Consider the following 24,068-nt stretch of genomic DNA (forward strand, 5'->3'; position numbering starts at 1 on the left):
GCCGTCGACGACAGTGCAGTCATCATCGCCCGCCACGACCGGTTCCGTCGTGGCGGGCGATGTGCGTTCGTGCCGGTTCCGTTATGGCCGGTGATGTGCGCTTCTGCCGGTTCCTCAGTGAGGGGCGACGTGCGCTGAACCCTCAGACGGCGGGCGACGTCGCCTTCCACGCGGCCACCTCGTCGCGGGCGAGCTGAGCAGCCTGCCCGACATAGGTCGCCGGGGTGAGCGCGGTGAGACGGGCCGTCTCCTCTGCGGGCAGACCGAGACCGGCGACGAACTCCTGGAGATCGGCCTGGTGGATGCGCTTGCCGCGGGTGAGCTCCTTGAGCTTCTCGTACGGGTTCTCCATGCCGGGCACGCCCTGGAGGCCGGCGGCGCGCATCACCGACTGGATCGCCTCGCCGAGCACCTCCCAGTTCGCATCGAGGTCTGCGGCCAGGGCGTCTTCGTTGATCGCGAGCTGACCGAGGCCCTTGACGAGGTTGTTCAGTGCGAGCACCGAATGGCCGTACGCGACGCCGATGTTGCGCTGCGAGGTCGAATCCGTGAGGTCACGCTGCATCCGCGAGGTGACGAGGGTCGCGGCGAGCGAATCGAGCAGTGCCGAGGAGAGCTCGAGATTCGCCTCGGCGTTCTCGAAGCGGATCGGGTTGACCTTGTGCGGCATCGTCGACGAGCCGGTGGCGCCGGCGACGGGGATCTGCTTGAAGTAGTTCATCGAGATGTACGTCCACATGTCGGTCGCGAGGTTGTGCGCGATCCGGTTGAACCGGGAGACGTCGGCGAAGAGCTCGGCGTCCCAGTCGTGCGACTCGATCTGCGTGGTCAGCGGGTTGAACGTGAGGTCGAGGCTGCCCTCGACGAAGGTGCGGGCGATCTGCGGCCAGTCCGCACCGGGCACCGCGGCCAGGTGGGCGGAGTACGTGCCGGTGGCGCCGTTGATCTTGCCGAGGAAGTCCGTCGCGGCGATCCGCTCGTACTGGCGGCGCAGGCGGTGGACGAAGACGGCGAGCTCCTTGCCCATCGTCGTCGGGGTGGCCGGCTGGCCGTGCGTATGGGCGAGCATCGGGACCTCGGCGAGGCTCTCGGCGGTCTCGGCGAGGGTGTCGATGAGGGCACGGGCGCGGGGGAGCCAGACCTCCTCGGTGGCGCCCTTGATGCCGAGCGCCCACGAGAGGTTGTTGATGTCCTCCGAGGTGCAGCAGAAGTGGACGAGTTCGCTCAGGTCCTCGGCGCCGATCTCCACTAGCGCGTCCTTGATTGTGTATTCGACGGCCTTGACGTCGTGCACGGTGACCGCCTCATGGGCGGCCAGTGTGGCGATCGTGTCCGCATCGAACCCCTCGGCCCACTTCCGCAGGGCCGTGACCTCCGCCTCGGTGAGGGTGCGCACGCCGGGAATCACGGAGTTCTGCGTGAGGTGGATGAACCATTCGACCTCGACCCGGATGCGGTTGCGGTTGAGGGCGGCCTCGGAGAGGTGATCGACGAGGTCAGCGGTGTCTTTGCGGTAACGGCCGTCGAGCGGTCCGAGGGCGATGGCGGGCGAGACTTCAGCGAGTGAAACGGTCGGCATGACCTCATTTTCTCACGGGCCCGGAGCCGTCCGCTCACGGGCACGGAACCGCTCACTCACGGGTCGGCGCCTGTGGACGGCGCGGGGACTCGCGTGCGTGGGGCCTGTGGACGCTCAGTCGCTGTCCACAGGGGCGGCGCGGGGTCTTCAGCACGAGCGCTCCGGTCTCCTAGGGTGCCGGCACAGGTTCGGGCGCTGGGCTCGTGCAGGTCTTCTCGTGCAGGGGACGGGCATGGTGATCGCGCCGCTGACAGGAGCGCGGCTCGCACTGGCCTCGCGCGACCAACGGGGACACGGCTCGTACAGGGGAAGGGGAAGGAGCGATGATCACCGACGAACTCGCGGCCAGCCGCGACGGGTGGCGGCAGCGGGCCAACGAGCTGCGCTCGCTCGCGACCGCGGCCCGGCAGATCGACGGGTGGGATTCGCCCGCCGGCCGGATGCTCGTCGACCGGCTCGGTTCGTGCGCCGAGGCGATCGCGGGTCTCGCCGACCGGGCCGACGATCTCGCCGAAGCCTACGACCTCCATCTGCAGGTCGTCTCCGTCGGCGGACGGATCCAATTGTGAGAGGGAGGGGATGATCGTGACGGAAGCAGGCCACGGGCACGCCGCAGACGGGGATGCCGAGGAACACCGCGCCGCCAAGCGGCTGCTCGCATCCCGGCACGTGCTCAACCACGACCGGGCGGCGGCCAAGGACAGCGTGCTCGGCACCCGGTGGATCACCGTCGATCTCGAGCGGATCCGCCGGCTGCCCCACCGCCTGCGCTGTCTGTGGCCGAAGCAGCTGCTGCCCACCGGTGACCGTGCCGGCACCACCGGATCCCGGGCGACCGCCTCGGCGGGAATGGTCGTCACCCCGACCGCGGCCGGCCTGCGCGAACATCCTACCGACGTCGTCCGACCCCGCGACCTCGACGTCCTCTCCGCCTGGCTCGCCGGCTTCGCGAGCGAACTCAACCTCACGCGGTTCCGGCTCGGCATCGTCGTCGGCGGCGCTGACGCCGCCCTCACCCTCGAGATCGCCGTCTGCGCCGACACCGCCCTGGCGATGCTCGCCCTGCGCGGCACGGACTTCTCCGACTTCGCCGGGTTCGAGTTCCTCCGCCGCCTCGACATCACCGATCTCGCCGTCGTCGGTGAGGAGCTCACCGACCTCATCACCGGTGACTGCGTCCTCACCCTCACGTATGCCGGGGTGCGGAACCGGTCCGGGATGGAGTTCCTCCACCGGCAGGGCGACTCGTGGCACCGTCCGCTCCTCGAGCGCGGCACGGCCGGGGTGACCGTGGCGGAGATGGAGGACGTCGGCGCCGAGGCGGTGCGGATGCTCATCGCGGCCACCCTCGCCGAGCTCTGCCGCACCGAGGAGGCGGCCCGATGATCGCGACGCGCACCCGCGGCGGCGGGCGGATGACGATCGATGACCGGGCCGAGCTCAGCGGCACCGACCTCGAACGGATCGTCCGGCGCATCGGCGATCTCAATGCCGCCGGTGCTGTCGCCGACTTCGACCTCGCCACCCTGCTCACCCAGGTGCCCTCGCCGCTGACCGCCCTCAACCTCGACCGCGCACGGATCGTCTACCACCAGCAGCTCACCGTCGTCCTCCTCGAACTCGAGGCCACGACGCTCGCGATCCGGACGGCCGCGCTCGCCTACCGGGAGGCGGAGAAGGGGGTGAGCGAGGTCTTCGGCGGCCTCCTCGACGGACTCGGCTACGTCACCGGCCGCGTCATCGCCATCAGCCTGCCCGTCGTCATCCCTGCGGCGCTCGTCGTCGGGATCCCCGTCTACGCCGCGGCCACGGTCCTCGACGCGGTCGGTGCCGACGACCTCGTCGAGCAGCAGTTCGGGATCGACCTCGCGCAGACGACGGATCGGCTCAAGGAGGATCTCACCCGCCTCGTGTTCGAGAACTCGGACGCCACGGGCGCCGTCATCGAACACGTCCTGCCCGGCATGGTCGTCGGCTTCCTCGGTCTGCCGCCGCAGCTGCTCGCCGTCGACAGCGACACCACCCTGTGGCCCCACGACTCCGGATCGATGACCGCTTGGGTGCTCGCCGCGGCGAACCTCGTCGGCCTCCTCACCCCCTCCGAGGTCGAGGTGTGGAAGGCGGAGGGTCTCACCCCCGCCCATGCGCAGCCGCCGGCCGATGTCGCCGAGCTCTACAGCAGGGAGGCCGCGCAGCACCGCGGCGTCGACTCGGGACAGGTGCGCATCGAGGAGGTGAGGTCACCCGACGGCACGACCCGCTACATCGTCTACGTGCCGGCCACCACCGACTGGTCGCCGGAGCCGGGGGAGAACACGACCGATCTGACGACGAACGTCGAGGGCATGGCCGGCAACGACACCGTGATGCGCGAAATGGTCCGGCAGGCGATCGCCGACGCCGGGATCGGCAGCGACGCCGAGGTCATGCTCGTCGGCTACTCCCAGGGCGGCATCACCGCCGGCTCCCTCGCCGCGGATCCGGCATTCCTCGCCGATGTCAACGTCACGGCACTCGTCACCGTCGGCGCCCCGATCTCCGACTTCGCCATCGATGAGAGCGTCGACGTGCTCGCCATCGAACACGAACAGGACCTCGTGCCCGACCTCGACGGGAACGAAGACCCCGCCCGGGACCGCTGGACGACGATCACCGTCGACTACGACCCCGACGAGCTGCGGAAGGCCCCGAACCTCGCCGACAAGTCCGACGCCGAACTCGACGAGATGTTCTCCTCGGCCGGCGCCGCGCATTCCTCCGCGGCGTACTCGGCCTCCCTGGCCCTCATGGTCGGCGCCGGACACCCGGCTCTGCGGCGCTTCACCACCCGCAACGCCGGGTTCTTCTCCGGAGACATCACGGAGACGAGGGACTACCAGGGCAAGCGGAAGCGGAGGTGAGTGGCACGGGATTGCCGACACCGTCTGACAGGCAACCCTTCGACATGCGACTCTTTCACGTGCGGTGGTCGGACTCCCAACCACCTCGGCGAGGATCGACAATTCCGCCTCCGGCCTTTGGCGACGCCCGCCAGGCCATCGGTGCCATCCGTAGGCTGACCACGACCGATGCATTTCGACGTCGATGCGGACCACCGGTTCGCAGCGGTGCCGACAGCACCCTGGCGGTGGCACGGGCACCCCGGATTCTGTATCGTAGGGGTACCTGTGAATCAGATCACGCGAGGGCGATTCCTTCCACCAGAGGCGTTGCCCGCAGCACACTGTCCGCCACCGGTCACCTCCGGTGCTGTATGGACCTTGAGAATAAGGAGAGCTGAAATGACCTCGAACATTTCAGTGGGATCCGGGACTGCCCACAGTCAGTCAGCGGAGCCTCGCATGATTCAGATGCTCACCGAGGACGGCAACCGCGTTGCCTCGGGCGAGTACGACGCCTTCGCCGCAGAGCTCACCGATGAGGATCTGCGCGGGTTCTACCGGGACATGGTCCTCGTCCGCCGCGTCGACGCGGAGGGCGCAGCCCTGCAGCGCCAGGGTCAGCTGGGACTGTGGGCCCCGATGTTCGGCCAGGAGGCCGCCCAGATCGGCATGGGCCGCGCCGCCCGCCCCCAGGACTTCGTCTTCCCCACCTACCGTGAGCACGGCCTCGCGTACACCCGCGGCGTCGAACCCGAAACGCTGCTCGGCATCTTCCGCGGCCAGAACCACGGTGGCTGGGACCCGCAGGAGCACCGCTTCCACACGTACACGATCGTCATCGGCTCGCAGACCCTCCACGCCGCCGGCTACGCCATGGGCGTGTCGATGGACGGCGACGTCGGCACCGGTGACCTCGAAGGCGACACGGTCGCCATCGCCTGCTTCGGCGACGGTGCGACCTCGCAGGGCGACGTCTCGGAGGCGCTGACCTTCGCCGGCGCCTTCCACGCCCCCGTGCTCTTCTTCTGCCAGAACAACCAGTGGGCGATCTCCGAGCCGACGAACGTTCAGACCCCGGCCCCGCTCTACAAGCGCGGCGAGGGATTCGGCGTGCCCGGCATCCGCGTCGACGGCAACGACATCATCGCGATGTACGCCGTGGCCCGCGCGAGCCTCGACTCGGTGCGCTCCGGCAACGGCCCGATGCTCATCGAGGCCTACACGTACCGTCGCGGTGCGCACACCACCGCCGACGACCCGACGAAGTACCGCGACCGCGCCGAAGAGGAGATCTGGGCCGACCGCGACCCGATCACCCGTCTGCGCGCCTACCTCGAGAAGCACTCGGACACCGATGAGTCGTTCTTCGCCGAGGTCGACGCCGAGGCGGACACGCTCGCTGCGCGCATCCGCCACAACTGCATGACCATGGAAGACCCCGACGGTGTCGAGATGTTCGCTCACGTCACCTCCGAACCTCACCCCCTCGTCGATGAGGAACGTGCGGAGTACCTCGCGTACCAGTCCTCATTCGCCGATGCAGGTGAGGCCTGATGGAGAAACTTCCGCTTTCCAAGGCGATCACAGCCGGTCTGCGCAAGGCCATGGAGGACGACCCGAAGGTCGTCCTCATTGGTGAGGACATCGGCAAGCTCGGCGGTGTCTTCCGCGTCACCGAGGGCCTGCAGAAGGACTTCGGGCCGCAGCGCGTCATCGATGCGCCGCTCGCCGAATCCGGCATCGTCGGCACCTCGATCGGCATGGCGATCCGCGGCTACCGGCCCGTCGTCGAGATCCAGTTCGACGCGTTCATCTTCCCCGCCTACGACCAGATCGTCACCCAGGTCGCCAAGCTCTACAACCGCACCCTGGGCAGCGAGCGCATCCCGATGGTCATCCGCGTGCCCTACGGCGGCGGCATCGGCTCTCCCGAGCACCACTCGGAGAGCCCCGAGACCGTCTTCGCCCACCATGCGGGACTCAAGCTCATCAGCCCGTCGAACGCCAACGACGCGTACTGGATGATCCAGGAGGCGATCCGCAGCGACGACCCGGTGATGTTCTTCGAACCCAAGCGCCGGTACTGGCAGCGCGGGGACGTCGACACCTCGGCGAAGGACCTCGGCATGCACGACGCCCGCGTCGTGTCCGAGGGCACCGACGTCACCCTCGTGGCCTACGGGCCGCTCGTGCCCACCGCGGCCGATGTCGTCGCGGCCGCCGCCGAGGAGGGCAAGAGCGTCGAGCTCATCGACCTCCGCAGCCTCAACCCGATCGACTTCACGACGATCGAGAAGTCCGTCCAGAAGACAGGCCGACTCGTCGTCGCCCACGAGGCGCCGACGTTCCTCGGCCTCGGGTCGGAGATCGCCGCCCGCATCTCCGAGCGCTGCTTCTTCAACCTCGAAGCCCCGGTCATCCGCGTCGGCGGCTACCACACGCCGTACCCCGGCTCGCGGATGGAAGAGCACTACCTGCCCGATCTCGATCGCATCTTCGACGGTGTCGACCGGGCCCTGTCCTACTGACGAAAGGAAGCAAGAATGGCGTTCGAATTCCCTCTTCCCGACGTCGGCGAAGGCCTCACCGAGGCGGACATCGTGTCCTGGAAGGTGGCACCCGGCGACGAGGTGACGGTCAACCAGATCCTCGTCGAGATCGAGACCGCGAAGTCCCTCGTCGAACTCCCGAGCCCGCAGGCCGGGACCGTCGGCGCCCTCCTCGTCGAGGAGGGGCAGACCGTCGAGGTCGGGACCCCGATCATCCGCTTCGGAGGTGCCGAAGACGCCGGCGCGGGCGCGGAGACGATGAGCGCACCGCACGCCGAGGCGACCGCCCCGGACTCTGACGGTGCTGTAACCAGCGACGACGAAGGCGGTGCCACCCTCGTCGGGTACGGCGCCAAGGCCGCCTCATCGAAGCGCCGTCCGCGCAAGGGCGGGTCGGTCGCCCCGTCGCAGTCGAGTGCCGCGGAGACCTCGGGCACGGCACAGTCTTCCGCTCCCGCCGCGCCTGCGCCCGCGCAGCCTGAAGCCGGGCCGGCCGCGTCCGATGGTGCGGCTGCGTCGGCCGAGACCGCCTCGGCGGGCAAGCCGCTGGCCAAGCCGCCGGTGCGCAAGCTCGCGAAGGACCTCGGCATCGACCTCGCATCGGTGACGCCGACCGGATCCCGCGGTGAGGTCACGCGCGCCGATGTGCAGGCTGCGGCCGACGGCACCGCGGCACCTGCTGCGACTGGGGCGACCGCGGCTGGGCCGACCGCCTCGGCGAGTGTCGACGCGGACGCCCTCGAGGAGCGGATCCCGTTCAAGGGCGTTGTGAAGATGATGGCCAAGGCGATGGTCGACTCGGCGTTCACGATGCCGCACGTCACCGAGTTCCTCGACGTCGACGTCACCGAGACGATGGCGTTCGTCCGTCGTCTCAAGGCGTCGAAGGTCCTCGGGGAGGATGTGCGGGTGTCTCCGCTGCTCATCGTCGCGAAGGCGGTGGCCTGGGCGGTTGCGCGGAACCCGCGGATCAACTCGACACTCGACGGCGATGACATCGTCGTCAAGAAGTACGTCAACCTCGGGATCGCTGCCGCCACGCCGCGCGGACTCATCGTGCCGAACATCAAGAACGCGCACACGATGGGCCTCACGCAGCTGGCGCAGGAGATGCAGGAGCTCACGGCCCTGGCTCGTTCGGGCAAGACTCCTCCCGCTGACCAGGCCGGAGGCACGATCACCATCACGAATGTCGGCGTGTTCGGCGTCGATGCCGGAACGCCGATCATCAACCCCGGTGAAGCCGCGATCCTCGCCTTCGGGCAGATCCGGAAGAAGCCGTGGGTCGTCGACGACGAGATCGTGCCGCGTGAGATCACGACTCTGTCCGTGAGCGCCGACCACCGCGTCGTCGACGGCGAGATCATCTCGAAGTTCCTCGCCGATGTCGGTCGCGGCCTTGAGGATCCGAGCGTCCTCCTGGCCTGAGGCCGACGCTGAAGCCGCCCATCACCTCGCGCGCGAGGTGATGGGCGGCTTCGCTCGTCTGGGGGAGGCAAACTCAGCCGACCACTACCCTGAGCTCCACAGACCCCTCGTGGACGCGACGGTTGTGGAGCTCAGCGTAGTGCGCGCGAAGCCACGGGTTGTGTATGCCGCTCAGCGGAGGGCGAGCCGTTGCGGGTTGCCGGCTTCGCGACAGGTGCGTCGCTGAATGCCGGGGCTGATGCTTCTGGCACCTGGGGGAGGCGGACTCAGCCGACAACTACCCTGAACTCCACAGACCCCTCGTGGACGCGACGGTTGTGGAGCTCGGCGGAGGGCATGCGAAGCCACGGGTTGTGTTTGCCGCTCAGTGGAGGGCGTAGCGCGGCGGGTCGTCTGCGCCGCTGCACACGAGCGGTGCCCTGGTGTCAGCTGTCGAGGTAGGCGCTGTTGTCCTCGGAGTACTCGCCGTCCTTGACGAGTCGCTTGGCGAGGCAGTGGTCGCGGTCGAGACCCCACGAACGGCACTTGTCGAGCGCCGGCTTCGCATCGCTGTAGCCGGTGTCGACGACCGTCACCCAGTAGTCGCCGGACTTGTAGGCACTCCAGTCGCCGCTGTAGATGAGGATCGACCCGGGATACTTCACCTGGTTCGCTTTGAACTCGTCGAGGATGTCCTGCGCCGACCACGTCTTGCCGTCGGCCTCGAGCCCGACCTTCTTCGCGCTCACCTGGGTGACCCACTGGCCTTCGAGGCCCGCGGCCGCCTCGGTGCCCGACTTCACGAAGCCGTCGAGCTCCTCCTCCGGCGTCCCGGTGGGCTGGACGAGTTCGTCCGAGGGCGTCGGCGCTGCCGAGGCCGATTCCTCTCCGCCGACGTCGACGGGCACTGTGCCGGATTCGGGGGCGAGCCAGCGCGCTCCGAAATAGCCGAGGAGCGCGAGAACCGCGAGGATCGCGGCGATGACGATGACGACCTTCGTAACCGATCCCTTGCGCGGGCCGGAGTCGGAGACGGCCTGGCCGATGCCCGAATTCGGACCCCCCGGGCCGTAACCCCCGGAACTATAACCCCCGGGACCGTAGCCTCCAGGACCATAACCACCAGGCCCGTATCCGGCCGCACCCGAACCGGACGCCCCAGAACCGGCAGCACTCGAACCGCCCGCCCCGGAAACGCCAGGCCCGAATGTCCCTGCCCCGCCCGAGTCAGAGCCGACACCGGCCCCCTGAGAGGGCGCACCCGAGTGCCGGGCATAGCCGGCGGCATGGCCGGCTGAACGAGCACGGGTACCGCTGCCGGCGGCATTGACATGGTCCTGGAACGGCGAGCTGCCCGCGGGGGCGAAGACGTTGGCCCGACGAGTTCGCGATAGGGGAAGGTCGCCGGTGTGACGTTCGATGTATTCGTAGTAGGTCGAACCGTCGAACTCGGCATCGGCTGAGTGGGCATCCGCTCCCTGCGACCCGGGCTGCGGGCTCCGGCCGGATCGATCGGACGAATCCCAGTCATCACTGGTCGCGGGACGGATGCGCGGCCTCGGTGGAACGTCGCTCATCTGTCCTCCAGAGTGCCAGATGTGGTGGCAATCATCTTCTTACCTTGGCACGAGTTCGGTGGACCTTCAACACGGTCGCGGCGCTCTGGCATGCCCTTCCTCGCCGAGGCGGTCGGACCCTGAGAACGGCGCCGAGACGCCCGTCGGCGGCCCCCTGACGACGGCGAACACCCATGCGACCACGGCAGGGAGCGCGGGATCCGCGCGAACTCGGGCGACGTGGGTGCGCAGCGGTCGCCACCATGCGGCAACGGTCGTTGATCCGATCTGCCCGCCGCCTCGGCGCGAGCCCCGCGAATCCGGGGAGCGTGTGAATTTGCTCTGAAGGCCGGATCGTCTCTAAACTAGATGTCTGTTGTGTCGTAACGGGCCCGTCCTCGACGGATCTGCTATGACCGACATGGTGCTCACCCACCGCTGCACTCCAGCTTCGGCCATCTCTCACAGGCTACGGCTTCAGCGCTGGTGAGACATCTCGCCCGAACGGGCAAGCCTGTTTCGGCGTACACAATTTCCATTGCGAACGCCGCGTGCTTGCGACTCGGACCCACCGGAACGTCCCTCGACGTCCCTGCCCGGGCCCGCGTGAGCACAGCAGCATCGCGAGAATTTGTTGATGTCTTCCGACATCGGCGCAAGCGAGTTAAGGACCGTCGACCGGTTCAGCTCGGGCTTGTTTCGAGAGTCGGTAACTTGTGAACTGGAGGAGAGTCATGGCAGCAACCTGCCAAGTCACCGGGGCCGTTCCCGGTTTCGGACACAATGTGTCCCACTCGAAGCGCCGCACCAAGCGCCGCTTCAACCCGAACATTCAGACGAAGCGCTACTACGTTCCGTCGCTGCGTCGCAACGTCACCCTCAACGTGTCCGCCAAGGGCATCAAGGTCATCGACGTGCGCGGCATCGACTCCGTGGTCGCCGAACTCATTGCCAAGGGAGTGAAGCTCTGATGGCGAAGGCACAAGACGTTCGTCCGATCATCAAGCTCAAGTCGACCGCCGGCACCGGGTACACCTACGTGACCCGCAAGAACCGCCGCAACAACCCGGACCGCATCGTGCTCAAGAAGTACGATCCCGTCGTCCGCAAGCACGTCGATTTCCGAGAGGAGCGCTGAGCGCACATGGCCAAGAAGTCCAAGATCGCCCGCGACAAGCAGCGTCGCGTCATCGTCGAACGCTACGCAGAGCGCCGCGCGGCCCTCAAGCGTCAGCTCACCCACCCCGACAGCACCGACGAGCAGCGTGAAGAAGCACGCCTCGGCCTGCAGAAGCTTCCTCGCGATGCCTCGCCAGTGCGCGTGCGCAATCGTGACCAGGTTGACGGCCGCCCCCGCGGCTACCTGCGCAAGTTCGGACTCTCCCGTGTCCGCTTCCGCGAAATGGCACACGACGGCGAGTTGCCGGGCATCACGAAGTCCAGCTGGTAATCTCGAGGAAGTTCGTTATCGGAAAAACGGACCGGTAACCGACCGACTTGTCCTAAGGAGGACACTTTTATGGCTAAGAACCGCAGTGAGCTCGTTGCAGAAGTTGCCGAGAAGTCCGGCCTGACCCAGAAGCAGGTCTCGGATGTTCTCGACGGAGTCTTCGATGTCTTCTCCGACGTCGTCGACAAGGGCGAGAAGCTCACCATCCCGGGCTGGCTCTCCGTCGAGCGCACCGAGCGTGCCGCTCGCAAGGGCCGCAACCCGCAGACCGGTGAAGAGATCCAGATCAAGGCCGGCTACTCCGTCAAGCTGTCCGCTGGTTCGAAGCTCAAGGCTGCCGCCGGCGCCCCGAAGTGACCTTCGCGCTTCACGCGCACGAAGACCCGGATCGATCATCGGTCCGGGTCTTCTGCTGTCCGGGCTGAGGCATCCCTCGCCGAGGCGGGGCACCGTGTCCGTGCACGCCGGGTGCCGCTGAGCGCGGATTCCCAGGGAGATCTGCGCCACCTCGGCGGGTGCGAATTGGCAGGGGCGAACCCCGGGACGATATCCTTGAGGCTATGGATTCAGCGGCGGGCAGGCACCAGTGACCTCCAAGATCATTGCACCGCTCGTCGGTTTCACAACGCGGGCTGCCGTGCCCATCGTCGTGGTCGTCGGCCTCATCGTCGCATTCCTCGCGATGCTCTACACCGGCGCCGCCGAGGCGACGCTGCTCAACGACCCCGGCCGTGTCGTCCGCTTCGGACTCCCCGCGGCCAAGTCCCTCTTCAACGTCGCGATGTCGGTGACCATCGGGTCCCTCCTCTTCGCCCTCCTCATCCTCCCGCGCACGCAGGGTCGCACACGGCACAAGGGCGGGAAGAAGGCCGGTGAGGCCGACCAGCCGCCGCTCGACGCGCTCTGGGAGAAGTCCCTGAAGATCGCCGAGGTCGCCTCGGTGGCGTGGACCGTCTCCGCGGTCGCCGTCCTCATCTTCACCTTCATGGACACCGTCGGCGCCCAGGCCTACATCGACTTCTCCAACCAGCTCGGCGTCTTCGTCACGCAGATCGCCTTCGGTCAGCTGTGGACGCTCATCGTCGTCCTCATCGCCATCGCCTCGACGCTGTGCTTCGGCTCCCGGTCCTACCTGGGCATCGCGTTCGCCGGGCTCATCTCCATCGGCGTGATGATCCCCATGGCGCTCATGGGCCACTCCGCGCAGGCCTCGGGCCACACCCAGGCCGTCAACAGCATCGGCCTCCACCTCCTCGGCGTCACGATCTGGCTCGGCGGCCTCCTCGTCGTCGCCCTCCTCGGCGGTCGCCTCGCGACGTCACCGCACCTGAGCACGATCATCAGCCGGTACTCGTCGTTCGCGCTCTTCGCGTTCGTCCTCGTCGCGTTCTCCGGCGTCGTCAACTCGCTCCTGCGCGTCCAGTCCGTCGGGGACCTCATGACCCCCTACGGGCAGGTCATCATCGGCAAGGTCATCGGCACGGTCCTCCTCGGCCTCATCGGCTTCTGGCACCGCCGCTACGTCATCGCCCGCCTCGGCACCGTCGCCTCGGTGACGGTGGAGTTCTGGCGCCTCATCATCGCCGAGTTCGTCATCTTCGGCGCGACCATGGGCCTGGCCGCCGCGCTGGCCCGGTCGCAGCCGCCCGTGCCCCAGGAGCCGGTCGGCAACCCCACACCCTCGGAGATCCTCTCCGGAGAGCCGCTGCCGCCGCAGCCGACGTTCTCCCGCTACTTCACCGAATGGTCGGTCGACCCGCTGTGGCTCGTCATCGCCGTGGGCCTGGGCATCGCGTACGTCGCCGGGTTCATCCATCTCAAGCGCCGAGGTGATTCCTGGTCGATCGCGCGCCTCGTCTGCTGGCTCGTCGGCATGGTGCTCCTCATCTACGTCACCTCCGGCGGCCCCGTCGTCTACGGCGAGGTCCAGTTCTCCGCGCACATGATCCAGCACATGCTGCTCGTCATGGTCGTGCCGATCCCCATGGTCCTCGGTGCGCCGATCACCATGCTCATGCGGGCGACGACCCCGCGCACCGACGGCTCCCGCGGCATCCGCGAATGGGTGCTCTGGCTCGTCCACACGCCGTTCCTGCGGTTCCTCGCGAACCCCGTCGTCGCGAGCGTCAACTTCGCCGGCTCCCTCGTCGTCTTCTACTACGCGGGTCTCATGCGCTACGCGCTCGAGTACCACCTCGGGCACGAGCTGATGATCTTCCACTTCCTCGGCGCCGGCTATCTCTTCGCGCAGTCGCTCATCGGCGTCGACCCCGGGGTCAAGCGGTTCCCGTACCCGCTGCGGCTGCTCACGCTGCTCATCACGATGGCCTTCCACGCGTTCTTCGGCATCTCCCTGCTCAGCTCCGAAGTCCTCATCGAGGGCAATTGGTTCGGCAACATGGGCACCGACTGGGGATACACCGCGATCGAGGATCAACAGCGCGGCGGTGCGATCGCGTGGGGCATCGGCGAGCTGCCGACCCTGTTCCTCGCGATCATGGTCGCCTTCCAGTGGTCGAAGTCCTCGGATCGCGAAGCCAAACGGGTCGACCGGCGCGAGGCCCGGACGAACGACGCCGAGCTGCGCGCGTACAACGACATGCTCGCGACGATCGCCGAAAGCGACTCCCGCGCCGAACAGCGCCGCAGCTGACCCCGCCGGGGCACTGGTCCTCGTGACCGGATGACCTCGCCGGCAGTGCGCCTGCGCTGACGGGCGGGACGTCAGAGCGCGTCGGCACTCCGGCGCCGCAGCCGTCCCGGCGCCACCCTGACTCCGCTGACGCACGGGACGTCCGACCGCCTCGGCGAGGGCGCGTTCATCTGCACACGACGCACACCCGCTGTGCACGAATATGCACAGGAAATTCTCGTTTTCGCGCCTCTGCGCATCCCAATCGCCTGTGAAGTGGCGCACACTGAGAGGGAACCGCCATCACCGGCTCACGGTGAGGACGGTGCGCGCAGGCCCGTGAGAGCTCTCATCGCCGAGACCCTCGCCACGGCCGCGGCACCGGACACGGTGACAGGTCAGCACGATCAGCCCGCAGAGTCGCGGCGCGGATCGGAGAAATCGAGGAGAGTCATGAGTGCACAGAGCCCCACGGAGAGGAAGTCGGTGCGCGCGCAGCTGCGCAAGGTCGTCGCCGCGTCGATGGCCGGCACGGTCGTCGAATGGTACGAGTTCTTCCTCTACGGGTCAGCGGCGACGCTGGTGTTCAACCACATCCTGTTCCCGCCGTCGGACAATCCGCTCACGCCGATCCTGCTCGGCTTCGCGACCTACGCCGTCGGCTTCATCGCCCGTCCCATCGGCGGCATCGTCTTCGGCCACTACGGTGACAAGTTCGGGCGCAAGAAGCTCCTGCAGCTCTCGATCATCCTCGTCGGCGCCGCGACGTTCCTCATGGGCTGCCTGCCGACGTTCGGGCAGATCGGCTACCTCGCGCCGATCCTCCTCGTCCTGCTGCGCATCGTCCAGGGCTTCGCGGTCGGCGGCGAATGGGGCGGTGCGGTGCTCCTCGTCGCCGAGCACTCCCCGGACAAGGAGCGCGGCTTCTGGTCGTCGTGGCCGCAGTCGGGCGTGCCGCTGGGCAACCTGCTCGCCACCGGCGTCCTCTTCGTCCTCACCGCGACGCTGAGCGAAGAGGCCTTCCTCTCGTGGGGCTGGCGCATCGCGTTCTGGCTCTCGGCGGTCATCGTCCTCATCGGCTACTACATCCGCACCCGGGTCTCCGACGCCCCGATCTTCGAGAAGATCCAGGCCGAGGAGATCGAGGAGGGCGTCGACTACGGCGTCAAGGCCGTCTTCAAGCGCTACCCGCGTGAGGTCTTCACCGCGATGGGTCTGCGGCTGGTGGAGAACATCCACTACTACCTCGTCGTCACCTTCTCGATCACCTACCTCGCGGTCGTCGCTCAGATCGAGGCGAGCGAGATCCTCGGCCTCCTCCTCGGCGCGCATGCGATCCACGCGCTGCTCGTGCCGATGATCGGGGCCCTCGGCGACCGGATCGGCCGCAAACCGCCGTACGCGATCGGCATCATCCTCACCGCGTCGTGGGGCTTCTTCGCCTTCCCGATGTACGACACCGGCAACCCCGGGCTCATCTTCCTCGCCCTGCTGCTGGGCCTCATCTTCCACGGGTTCATGTACGCCGGCCAGCCGGCGATCATGGCCGAGATGTTCCCGACCCGGATGCGCAACTCCGGCGTCTCGACCGGGTACCAGGTCACGGCGATCGTCGCGGGCTCCTTCGCGCCGATCATCGCGACCGCGCTCCTCGACGAGTTCCACTCCTCGGTCCCGATCGCGATCTACCTCGCGGTGGCGGCGCTCATCTCGCTCGTCGCGCTGATCTTCACGCGCGAGACGAAGGGCATCGACCTCCACTCGCTCGACCACGCCGACAAGGTCCGCCGCGGAGTCGTCGCCGGCTGAGCGGGCAGGACGTCGCCAGCGGCTGTGGTCGTCCTCCCCTCGCCGAGGCGGGGCGACGACCACGGCCGGGCACGGCTCCGTGCGGGGCCGGGAGGCGCAGCGGCGAGCAACCCCCGATTGAGGAAAGAGGATGAGGAATGACTGTTGATCTCACCGGCAAGCGCGCGCTCGTCACGGGCGGGGCCTCCGGTCTCGGCAAGGCGATGTGCGAGGCGTTCGCCGCCGCCGGAGCGGCGGTCACCGTCGCCGACGTCGATGCCGATGCAGCCGGCGCCGTCGCCGAGTCCATCGGCGGGCAGGCCTGGGTGGTCAACCTCGCCGACACCTCGGCGCTCGAGGGGATCGACATCGACGTCGACATCCTCGTCAACAACGCCGGCATCCAGCGCATCCACCCGATCACCGAGTTCCCGCTCGAGGAGTGGCGGCTCATCATGACCCTCATGCTCGAGGCGCCGTTCGTGCTGACGAAGGCGGCACTGCCGGCGATGTACGCACGCGGGTGGGGACGGGTCATCAACCTCTCGTCCGTCCACGGGCTGCGCGCCTCGGCGAACAAGTCCGCATACGTCGCCGCCAAGCACGGGCTCATGGGGCTGACGAAGACGACGGCGCTCGAAGCCGGTCCGCACGGCGTGACGTGCAATGCGATCAACCCCGGCTACGTCCTCACGCCGCTGGTCAAGGGGCAGATCGCCGAGCAGGCGCGGACGAACGGGATCAGCGAGGACGAGGTGCTCGAGAAGGTGTTCCTCGGCCACGCGGCGGTCCCGAGGCTCGCCGAGCCCGAGGACATCGCCGCTCTCGCCCTCTTCCTCGCCAGTGATGCGGCCGGCGTCGTCACCGGAGCCGCCCACAGCGTCGACGGCGGATGGACCGCCGCCTGAGGAGCACTGCGGTTCAGAGCACTTCGAGGACCGCGCGCACGCCAGCGCTGCGCAGCGCCTCATGGCGCACCGACGCCCAATAGGACACGCGTTTGGAGAAGAGCTCGGGGAGCACCTGGACGAGTCGGCTGTTCCCGCGCGCCGTGAAGTCCGGGAGGATCCCGATGCCGACTCCGCCGGCGGTGGCGAGCACATGCGCCTGCACCGAGGTGGAGCGGAAGAACCCCTTGCCCGCGGGCAGCTCCGCGGCCGCCTCGTCGAGGTCGTCGACCTGCAGGGAGTTCTCGATGTAGTAGACGATGCGGTGGTCGGCGAGGTCGTCGAGCGTGCGCGGCTGCGGATGCGTGCGCAGATACTCCTGCGAGGCGTAGAGCTGGAGACGGTAGTCGCGGATTCGCTTGGCGGCGCTGCGCGGGGCGTCCGGCCGGCCGACGACGACTTCGATGTCGACGCCCGACCGGTACTGCCGGGCGCGCTGTGTGGCGGTGATGAGCTCGATCTGCAGACCGGGGTGGCGCAGCTGCAGGGACGTCAGCGCCGGGACCGCGAACTCGAGGGCGAACGCCTGCGGGCAGGCGAGGCGGATGGTCCCCGACAGCGCGGCGGTCTCGTGGGCGTCGATGCGGCCGAGCGCTGCCTCGATGTCCTCGGCGATCGGCAGCAGCTGCCGGCCCGCGGTGCTCAGCTCCCAGCCGTCGGGCGAGGCGACGAGGACGCGCTGGCCGTACGCCTTCTCGAGCGCGGCGATCCGCCGGGACACGGTCGTGTGGTTGAGCCCGAGACTGTGCGCCGCCGCCGTGAACTTCCCCAACCGCGCGACGGCGAGCAGGGTGAGCAGATCCTCCGGTGAGATCTGCCTGCCGGAACCGGTGGGTGCGTGAGCGGCCATAGTCTCTTCATTCTATCTGCGTGCGCGCACATTGCGGGTGCGGAAGAGGTGCCTTCCCGGGCTGATCCCCGCACCGTCTGCTGGCGTAATGTGAAGGGGAACACATGAACAGTTGATGCGAGGAGGCATGCGATGTCGACGATTGGATGGATCGGCCTGGGGAACATGGGTCGACCGATGACGGCGAACCTGGTCAAGGCCGGACACACGGTGAATGGCTTCGATGTGGTGCCGGACGCCGTGACCGCGGCAGCGGCCGACGGGGTCACCCCGGTGGGTTCCATCGCCGAGGCGGTCGCCGGTGCCGACATCGTCTTCACGATGCTGCCGAAGGGCGAGCATGCGCGCGCCGTCTACCTCGGCGACGACGGAGTGCTCGCGAATGCGGACACGAGCACCCTCCTCGTCGACTCCTCGACGATCGACTTCGATTCCGCGCGTGAGCTGCACAAGGACGCCGCCGAGGCGGGCTTCCGCTTCATCGACGGTCCCGTCTCCGGCGGGGTCACCGGCGCCCAGGCCGGAACCCTGACGTTCATGCTCGGCGGCGACGACGCCGATGTCGAGACGGCGCGGCCCTTCATCGAGCCGATGGCCGGCAACATCTTCCACGCCGGCGGTGAAGCCGCAGGTCAGGCGGCGAAGATCGTCAACAACATGATGCTCGCCATCAGCCTCGAGGGCGTCGTCGAAGGCGCCGTCCTCGCGCAGCGCTTCGGCCTCGACCCGAAGGCGTTCTACGACATCGCGAAGGTCTCCTCGGGCGATTCGTGGCCGCTGCGCACGTGGTATCCGGTGCCGGGCGTCACGGAGACCGCGGCGTCGAACAACGACTTCAAGCCCGGCTTTGCGACCGCGCTCATGCACAAGGACGTCGGTCTCGCGCTCGCCGGCGCCGAGTCCCAGGGCGTCGACCTCCCGGCGGCCTCCCTCGTCTACGCCCAGCTGCAGAAGCTCGTCGACGAGGGCCTCGAGGGACTCGACACGACGGCGATCATCAAGAACATCGACCCCGCGGCCCCCGGCCTGCCGACGAAGCCCTGAGCGACCAGCGCGCTGCCTGAGGTGGTCCACACGCACCAGCCCACGTGTGCACTGCCGCCGACAGACTGGCCGGCCGCGGCTCGGCTGCGCTCGTGCGAGACTGGGAGCATGAGTTCGACCGACACCCTGACCGCAGACGAATCCGCCGACATCCGCGCCCGCCTCGACGAGGTGGCCGAGCGCACCGCAGCCGCCGCGCAGGCCTCGGGGCGCGACGCCGACGCCGTGCAGATCCTGCTCGCGACCAAGACCCAACCGGCGGAGAAGATCCGGGTCGCGCTCGAACACGGCTTCGGTCTCATCGGGGAGAACAAGGTTCAGGAGCTCGTCGCGAAGGCCGACGACCTCGCCGACCTGCCCCATGAGTCCCACCTCATCGGTCCGCTGCAGAAGAACAAGGTCAACCACACCCTCCGGCATGCGCAGTGCATCCAGTCGATCGACTCCCTCGATCTTGCGACGAAGATCGACAACCGCCTCGGCGTCATCGATGGGACGGTCGACGTCTTCGTCCAGGTCAACACCTCCCGTGAGGATTCGAAGTCGGGTGTCGCGCCGGAGGACGCCGAGGCGCTGGTGACTGCCGTGCGCGCGCTGCAGCGCCTCCGCCTGCGGGGTCTCATGACGATCGGACTGCCGGGTCAGACGCCGGAGGAGATCCGCCCGAGCTACTCAGACCTCCGCGAACTCAGCGCTCGCCTCATCGACTCCGGTGCCCTGCCGGAGACTGCGACCGAACTGTCGATGGGCATGAGCAACGACTTCGACCTCGCGATCGCCGAGGGCGCGACGATGGTCCGCATCGGCTCGAGCGTCTTCGGCGCCCGCCCGACCGCGTAGGCTGGCCCACCTCCTGAACTGCCCGCCCGCGCCGGCAGTCGACCACGCGCCGGCCCGTCCCGGCGGTCACTGTGTCCCACGATGACAGCCGCCCTGCCGCCTCGGCGAGGGATCTGAGACCATGGACGCATGAACTCCAGCCCGCAGAGCTCCGCGGCCACCGCCGCGGACGACGCCACCGCCGAGGCCACCGCCCCGTCCCGCCCGCGCGAACCCAAGGTGCGCGCTCCCGAACTCCTCGGCCGCCGCTGGATGAACTCCGGTGACAAGGACCTCAGCCTCGCCGACCTGCGCGGCAAGGTCGTCCTCCTCGACTTCTGGACGTTCTGCTGCATCAACTGCCTCCACGTCCTCGACGAGCTGCGCCCGCTCGAGGAGAAGTACAAGGGCGAACTCGTCATCATCGGCGTCCACTCGCCGAAGTTCGAGTTCGAGCGCACCGTCGAGGCCGTCGACCAGGCCGTCGAGCGCTACCAGGTCGAACACCTCGTCCTCGACGACCCCGACCTCATCACCTGGCAGGCCTACACGGCCCGCGCGTGGCCGACGCTCGCCGTCATCGACCCCGAGGGCTACCTCGTCGCCACCCTCTCCGGGGAAGGGCACGCCGCCGGCCTCGGCGAGATCATCGAGGGCCTCATCGCCGAACACTCCGCGAAGGGCACCCTCCACTCCGGCGACGGCCCGTACGTGCCCCCGCCGGCACCGGAGACCGAGCTCTTCTACCCGGGCAAGGTCACGGTCCTGCCGTCGGGCAACCTCCTCGTCGCCGACTCCGGCCACCACAGCCTCGTCGAATACGCCCCCGACGGCCACACGATCGTCCGCCGCATCGGCACGGGCGACCGTGGTCTCACCGACGGCGACCTCGCGACCGCCGAGTTCAGCGAGCCCGGCGGCATCACCGTCCTCCCCGACGACATCGCCGCCCAGGTCGGCTACCAGCTCGTCGTCGCCGACACCGTCAACCACGTCCTGCGCGGCATCGACCTCGAGGCCGGCACCGTGACGACGATCGCCGGCACCGGCGAGCAGCACATGGTCGGCGCGATCGACAACGTCCGCGGCACGCACGGGGCGCTCGGGCGCTACGACGGATCCGCGCTCGACGTCAAGCTGTCCTCGCCGTGGGACGTCCTCTTCGTCCCCTCCACCGCCGAGGTGGTCGTGGCGATGGCCGGCAACCACACGATCTGGGCGTTCGACCCGGTCAGCGGCCGCATCCGCCTGCTCTCGGGCACGATGAACGAGGGTCTCGTCGACGGCGACGCCGAGACCGCCTGGTTCGCGCAGTCCTCGGGCCTCGACCTCCACCCCGACGGCGACGTCATCGTCGCCGACTCGGAGACCTCGGCGATCCGCCGCCTCGACCCGGCCACCGGCGAGGCGAGCACGATCGTCGGCGTCGGTCTCTTCGACTTCGGGTTCCGCGACGGTCCCGCCCCCGAGGCGCGGCTGCAGCATCCGCTGGGCGTGCGCACCCTGCCCGACGGGTCGCTCGCGATCGCCGATACGTACAACGGCGCGATCCGCCGCTACGACTTCGCGACGAACGAGGTGACGACGCTCGCCCGCGGGCTGCGGGAGCCCTCGGACATCCTCGTCGTCCCGGCGACCGGCGGGCGTGCCGGCGATGCCGAGGCGGACTCGGCCATCACCGGCGACGCCGCTGCCGGCGACGCCGAACTCCTCGTCGTCGAATCGGCGAACCACACGCTCACCCGCGTCACCCTGCCCAAGGACGCACAGCGCGTCGATGAGGGAGCGCAGACGAGCAAGCGGCCCTCGACCGAACTCGCCTCCGGTCCTGTGGCGATCAGCGTGAGCTTCACTGTCCCTGCTGGTCAGAAGCTCGACGACCGCTGGGGCGACCCGACGTACCTCCAGGTGTCGTCGACGCCGCCCGAGCTCATCGTCTCCGGCGGCGGGGGAGCGGAGGGGCTGAGCCGCGACATCGTCATCGATCCTGAGTTCACCTCGGGCGTCCTCCACGTCACCGCGCGAGCGGCCGCGTGCGACGGCGAACCCGGCGGGGAGATCCCGCTTCACGCCGCCTGCCACCTCTACCAGCAGGACTGGGGCATCCCCATCGAGCTGAGCGAGGCGGCTCCGGCCGTCCTCGACCTCGACCTCCGCGGAGCCTGACGCGGTCACAGAGCCGAGGATTCTCGCGTCGTTCGTCGCGATTCACTCGGTTCAGTGACCACACACGCGCCTGGATGCGCCGACGAGCCGGTCAGACGCGCCAATCTCACATGATCGAGACTTCGCCGAGGCGGCGCGGTTCGACGCGGACCTGCGAGGCCCGGACGACGACGGAGCCGCCGAAGACGAAGGACAGGGTCTCGTCGAGGTCGTACTCGGATGCGGTGACGATGTCGCGGTAGCGGCCCTGGATCCGCACCTCGGCTGTCGCCGGAGTGAGTTCGAGGTCGCCGCCGGAGGCCGTCAGACTGACCTTCGGCTCGCGCACGATCGACCACGTGACGTCGCCGAGGATCTCGTTGTCCGTCTCATAGCCGAACACGCAGCCCGTGGGCATGAGCGTCGTCGCCTTCACGCAGCCGGCGAGATAGTCGCTGACCTGCTGTGCCACGGACTCCTCGAGCTTCGCGGTCGGCTGCGGGGAGAGGGAGACCTGCGCGGTGTCGCCGGGTGCGGTCACCTCGGCGCGCTCCGACTTCGACGTCAGGTACGTCGCGTCGAAGCCGACGAGGTAGGTGGCCGGGAAGAGCACGGGCACGGTGCCGGCGGAGACGCTGTAGCCGTTGACAGTCGCCGTCGATGAGCCCGAGACATCGAGGTCGAGTGTGGGCCACGCCTCCTGCTCGATCGCCCACCGATCGAAGAGGCCCGCGGCAGCCGGCAGCTTGACGAGGGTGAGGTCGACCGACCGCGTCTGCGAGGACAGCACGTAGCTGAGCTTGACCGTCGCCCGGTCGCCGTCGGTCGAGATCGTCTCCGCACTCGCCTCACGGGGCAGGTCGGGGGCCGCGGCGAGGACGTCGCCGTTGAGCGCGAGCGTCGACTCCGGAGTGGGAGAGGAGAGGTAGGAGAAGGCGCGTTCGGCGTTGCCCTGCTCGATCGCGCGCATGTACGCCTCAACGGTGCGCGCGGGCGTGTAGAACGCGAGATTGAGCAGCGGCACCGAGGCGACGGTGAGGACGATGACGACGAGCGCCGCGATGAGGAGTGTCCGCGGTGTGCGCATGGCCTCTCCTCGTCGGCTTGGGGATGGGGGCGGACCGTGACGGATCCGCAACGGCGTCGAATCCAGTTTAGTGGACAGTCGGCCTGTCGCTGTCCCCGGCCCATCCCACTCGGAGCGCCGAGGCGGCGGCCCAGTTGGGCGGCTCAGCAAGGCTCGCGATCACGGCAGGAACGACCCCGGTGCGCGGGCTTACCCCGGCCCGGTCCGGGAGCGCGCGTCACTCCACGGAATAGGCCCGCAGCGCCGAGGTGTCGACCTCGACGAAGACATGCGTGCCGACCCTGACCGCGGCGCGCAGCTGCGCGAGCGTCTCCCCGAGGCCCGGATGGAGGATCCCGAAGGCGGCACCGTAGTCAGCGTCGTCACCGGAATCGCCGGTACCGCCATCATCAGCACCAGCAGTGCCGCCAGTGCCACCGCCGAGGCGAGCGAGATCGGCGAGGTCGACGTCGAGAGCGAGCCCCATCTCCGTGTCGACGGGCGAGAGCTTCGCCTGGATCGCGGTGCCGCGGTCGCGCAGTCCGACGACGATGGCCTCGAAGACCGCCGCCGAGGTGAACGCCGGGTCGTGCTCGTCGAGCGAGACGAGGGCGCTGCGCCACGGGAGGGTGACGAAGACCTTCCCGTCGAGCTCGGTCCGGGCCCGGACCGCGGAGTGGCCGATCGACAGCCAGCCCTTGCGCGCCAGGCCGGACCAGATGTTGACCCCGGTGAGCTCGGCGGGCAGGGAGCCGCGCGGTTCGCTGACGACGGAGGCGAGCGAACCGAACGCGACGAGTTCGCCCTTCTCGATGTCGGCGACCCCCGCCTCGGCGATGATGAAGTCCGTGAGTGTGTCAGAGGAGAAGACGATGCCGCGGCCCTGGGCGGCCGCGAGGTCGGCGAGCCGTGCCCGCAGCCCGGTGCGGATATGGCCGGGCACGCCCGCGAAGGGATCGATGAAGGTCAGCCACTTCGCGCCCGTGGCCCAGGCGAGGGCGACGACGAGTTTTGCGCGCGCTCCCGCGTCGAGGTCGCTGAGACGTCCGCGCAGTGCCTTGGGCGGCAGCCCGAACTCGGTGCACGCCGCCGCCAGTGCCGCCTCCCCGGGATCGGCACCGGCGGCACGGAAGTACGTTCTCACCCATCTGCGCACACGCAGACGTCCCGACCGGAACCCGGTCGGGATCAGTGGGGGAGGCGCGACGCCTGACAGGGCCGCCGCGGACAGCACCACCTCGGTGATGCTGTCCGGGCTGCCCATGAGCCCGAGAACCGTCCCTGCTCGAAGACGACCGAGGTCGATCGGGCGTCTGCCGAGGTGCAGCCCCTCCAGGGACAGTTCTGCGCTCAA

21 protein-coding genes are annotated in these 24,068 nt (G+C 68.6%); 16 read left to right on the forward strand and 5 right to left on the reverse strand.

Annotated elements, in window-relative coordinates; translation table 11 throughout:
- Positions 1-142: 142 nt before the first annotated feature.
- On the reverse strand, positions 143-1,579 hold the full coding sequence (purB, locus tag ACFQ91_RS12810) for an adenylosuccinate lyase (protein WP_198499954.1): 1,437 nt from the start codon (positions 1,577-1,579) through the stop codon (positions 143-145).
- 323 nt (positions 1,580-1,902) lie between these two features.
- Between purB and ACFQ91_RS12815 the strand changes: the two genes are divergently transcribed.
- The 6 genes from ACFQ91_RS12815 to ACFQ91_RS12840 all read left to right on the forward strand — a co-directional run bounded on the left by ACFQ91_RS12815 (position 1,903) and on the right by ACFQ91_RS12840 (position 8,438).
- On the forward strand, positions 1,903-2,148 hold the full coding sequence (locus ACFQ91_RS12815; protein WP_137824949.1) for a hypothetical protein: 246 nt from the start codon (positions 1,903-1,905) through the stop codon (positions 2,146-2,148).
- 10 nt (positions 2,149-2,158) lie between these two features.
- Positions 2,159-2,965, forward strand: coding sequence for a hypothetical protein (locus ACFQ91_RS12820; protein ID WP_198499953.1), 807 nt, complete (start codon positions 2,159-2,161; stop codon positions 2,963-2,965).
- Positions 2,962-4,479: a hypothetical protein gene (locus ACFQ91_RS12825; RefSeq protein ID WP_198499952.1), complete on the forward strand. Its 1,518-nt coding sequence runs from the start codon at positions 2,962-2,964 to the stop codon at positions 4,477-4,479. Before ACFQ91_RS12820 ends, ACFQ91_RS12825 begins: the two co-directional genes overlap by 4 nt.
- Positions 4,480-4,860: 381 nt before the next feature.
- A complete protein-coding gene (gene pdhA / locus ACFQ91_RS12830; RefSeq protein WP_198499951.1) occupies positions 4,861-6,015 on the forward strand; it encodes a pyruvate dehydrogenase (acetyl-transferring) E1 component subunit alpha in 1,155 nt (384 codons plus the stop codon).
- Positions 6,015-6,989, forward strand: a complete 975-nt coding sequence (locus ACFQ91_RS12835; RefSeq protein ID WP_198499950.1) for an alpha-ketoacid dehydrogenase subunit beta — start codon at positions 6,015-6,017, stop codon at positions 6,987-6,989. The genes pdhA and ACFQ91_RS12835 overlap by 1 nt, the downstream gene beginning before the upstream one ends.
- 15 nt (positions 6,990-7,004) lie before the next feature.
- Positions 7,005-8,438 (forward strand): dihydrolipoamide acetyltransferase family protein, encoded by a 1,434-nt coding sequence (locus ACFQ91_RS12840; protein WP_198499949.1) that lies wholly within the window; start codon positions 7,005-7,007, stop codon positions 8,436-8,438.
- Positions 8,439-8,863: 425 nt separating this feature from the next.
- Here the strand turns inward: ACFQ91_RS12840 and ACFQ91_RS12845 are convergent, their stop codons facing one another.
- Positions 8,864-9,994 (reverse strand): protein kinase, encoded by a 1,131-nt coding sequence (locus ACFQ91_RS12845; RefSeq protein WP_198499948.1) that lies wholly within the window; start codon positions 9,992-9,994, stop codon positions 8,864-8,866.
- A gap of 713 nt (positions 9,995-10,707) precedes the next feature.
- Here ACFQ91_RS12845 and rpmB point away from each other — a divergent pair.
- From rpmB to ACFQ91_RS12880, 7 genes are all read left to right on the forward strand, one after another.
- On the forward strand, positions 10,708-10,944 hold the full coding sequence (gene rpmB / locus ACFQ91_RS12850) for a 50S ribosomal protein L28 (RefSeq protein ID WP_137824956.1): 237 nt from the start codon (positions 10,708-10,710) through the stop codon (positions 10,942-10,944).
- The gene (gene rpmG, locus ACFQ91_RS12855) at positions 10,944-11,111 is read left to right on the forward strand and encodes a 50S ribosomal protein L33 (RefSeq protein ID WP_035756283.1); all 168 of its coding nucleotides are present in this window, start codon (positions 10,944-10,946) and stop codon (positions 11,109-11,111) included. The genes rpmB and rpmG overlap by 1 nt, the downstream gene beginning before the upstream one ends.
- 6 nt (positions 11,112-11,117) lie before the next feature.
- The gene (gene rpsN / locus ACFQ91_RS12860; protein ID WP_009376593.1) at positions 11,118-11,423 is read left to right on the forward strand and encodes a 30S ribosomal protein S14; all 306 of its coding nucleotides are present in this window, start codon (positions 11,118-11,120) and stop codon (positions 11,421-11,423) included.
- Between the two features lie 69 nt (positions 11,424-11,492).
- Positions 11,493-11,780, forward strand: coding sequence for an HU family DNA-binding protein (locus tag ACFQ91_RS12865; protein ID WP_137824957.1), 288 nt, complete (start codon positions 11,493-11,495; stop codon positions 11,778-11,780).
- A gap of 280 nt (positions 11,781-12,060) precedes the next feature.
- The gene (locus tag ACFQ91_RS12870) at positions 12,061-14,076 is read left to right on the forward strand and encodes a cytochrome c oxidase assembly protein (RefSeq protein WP_232623758.1); all 2,016 of its coding nucleotides are present in this window, start codon (positions 12,061-12,063) and stop codon (positions 14,074-14,076) included.
- A gap of 432 nt (positions 14,077-14,508) precedes the next feature.
- Positions 14,509-15,864, forward strand: coding sequence for an MFS transporter (locus ACFQ91_RS12875; RefSeq protein ID WP_269780026.1), 1,356 nt, complete (start codon positions 14,509-14,511; stop codon positions 15,862-15,864).
- Positions 15,865-16,001: 137 nt separating this feature from the next.
- Positions 16,002-16,751, forward strand: a complete 750-nt coding sequence (locus ACFQ91_RS12880; protein WP_198499946.1) for a 3-hydroxybutyrate dehydrogenase — start codon at positions 16,002-16,004, stop codon at positions 16,749-16,751.
- Positions 16,752-16,764: 13 nt separating this feature from the next.
- Here ACFQ91_RS12880 and ACFQ91_RS12885 read toward each other — a convergent pair whose 3' ends face one another.
- Positions 16,765-17,640, reverse strand: a complete 876-nt coding sequence (locus ACFQ91_RS12885) for a LysR family transcriptional regulator (protein ID WP_140954877.1) — start codon at positions 17,638-17,640, stop codon at positions 16,765-16,767.
- A 132-nt stretch (positions 17,641-17,772) separates the two neighbouring features.
- On the opposite strand from ACFQ91_RS12885, the gene mmsB reads away from it, so the two are divergent.
- The 3 genes from mmsB (at position 17,773) to ACFQ91_RS12900 (ending at position 21,669) form a co-directional block, all read left to right on the forward strand.
- Positions 17,773-18,684, forward strand: a complete 912-nt coding sequence (gene mmsB / locus ACFQ91_RS12890) for a 3-hydroxyisobutyrate dehydrogenase (RefSeq protein ID WP_198499945.1) — start codon at positions 17,773-17,775, stop codon at positions 18,682-18,684.
- Between the two features lie 108 nt (positions 18,685-18,792).
- Positions 18,793-19,524, forward strand: a complete 732-nt coding sequence (locus ACFQ91_RS12895; protein ID WP_198499944.1) for a YggS family pyridoxal phosphate-dependent enzyme — start codon at positions 18,793-18,795, stop codon at positions 19,522-19,524.
- A 129-nt stretch (positions 19,525-19,653) separates the two neighbouring features.
- Positions 19,654-21,669: an NHL domain-containing thioredoxin family protein gene (locus tag ACFQ91_RS12900; RefSeq protein ID WP_198499943.1), complete on the forward strand. Its 2,016-nt coding sequence runs from the start codon at positions 19,654-19,656 to the stop codon at positions 21,667-21,669.
- Between the two features lie 106 nt (positions 21,670-21,775).
- Here ACFQ91_RS12900 and ACFQ91_RS12905 read toward each other — a convergent pair whose 3' ends face one another.
- Both ACFQ91_RS12905 and ACFQ91_RS12910 read right to left on the reverse strand, forming a co-directional pair.
- Positions 21,776-22,735: a hypothetical protein gene (locus ACFQ91_RS12905; RefSeq protein WP_198499942.1), complete on the reverse strand. Its 960-nt coding sequence runs from the start codon at positions 22,733-22,735 to the stop codon at positions 21,776-21,778.
- A 217-nt stretch (positions 22,736-22,952) separates the two neighbouring features.
- On the reverse strand, positions 22,953-24,068 hold the full coding sequence (locus ACFQ91_RS12910) for an ABC transporter (RefSeq protein WP_344258990.1): 1,116 nt from the start codon (positions 24,066-24,068) through the stop codon (positions 22,953-22,955).

The organism is Brevibacterium sp. NPDC056726 (assembly GCF_042790515.1).
In the GTDB taxonomy this organism is placed as follows: domain Bacteria; phylum Actinomycetota; class Actinomycetes; order Actinomycetales; family Brevibacteriaceae; genus Brevibacterium; species Brevibacterium sanguinis.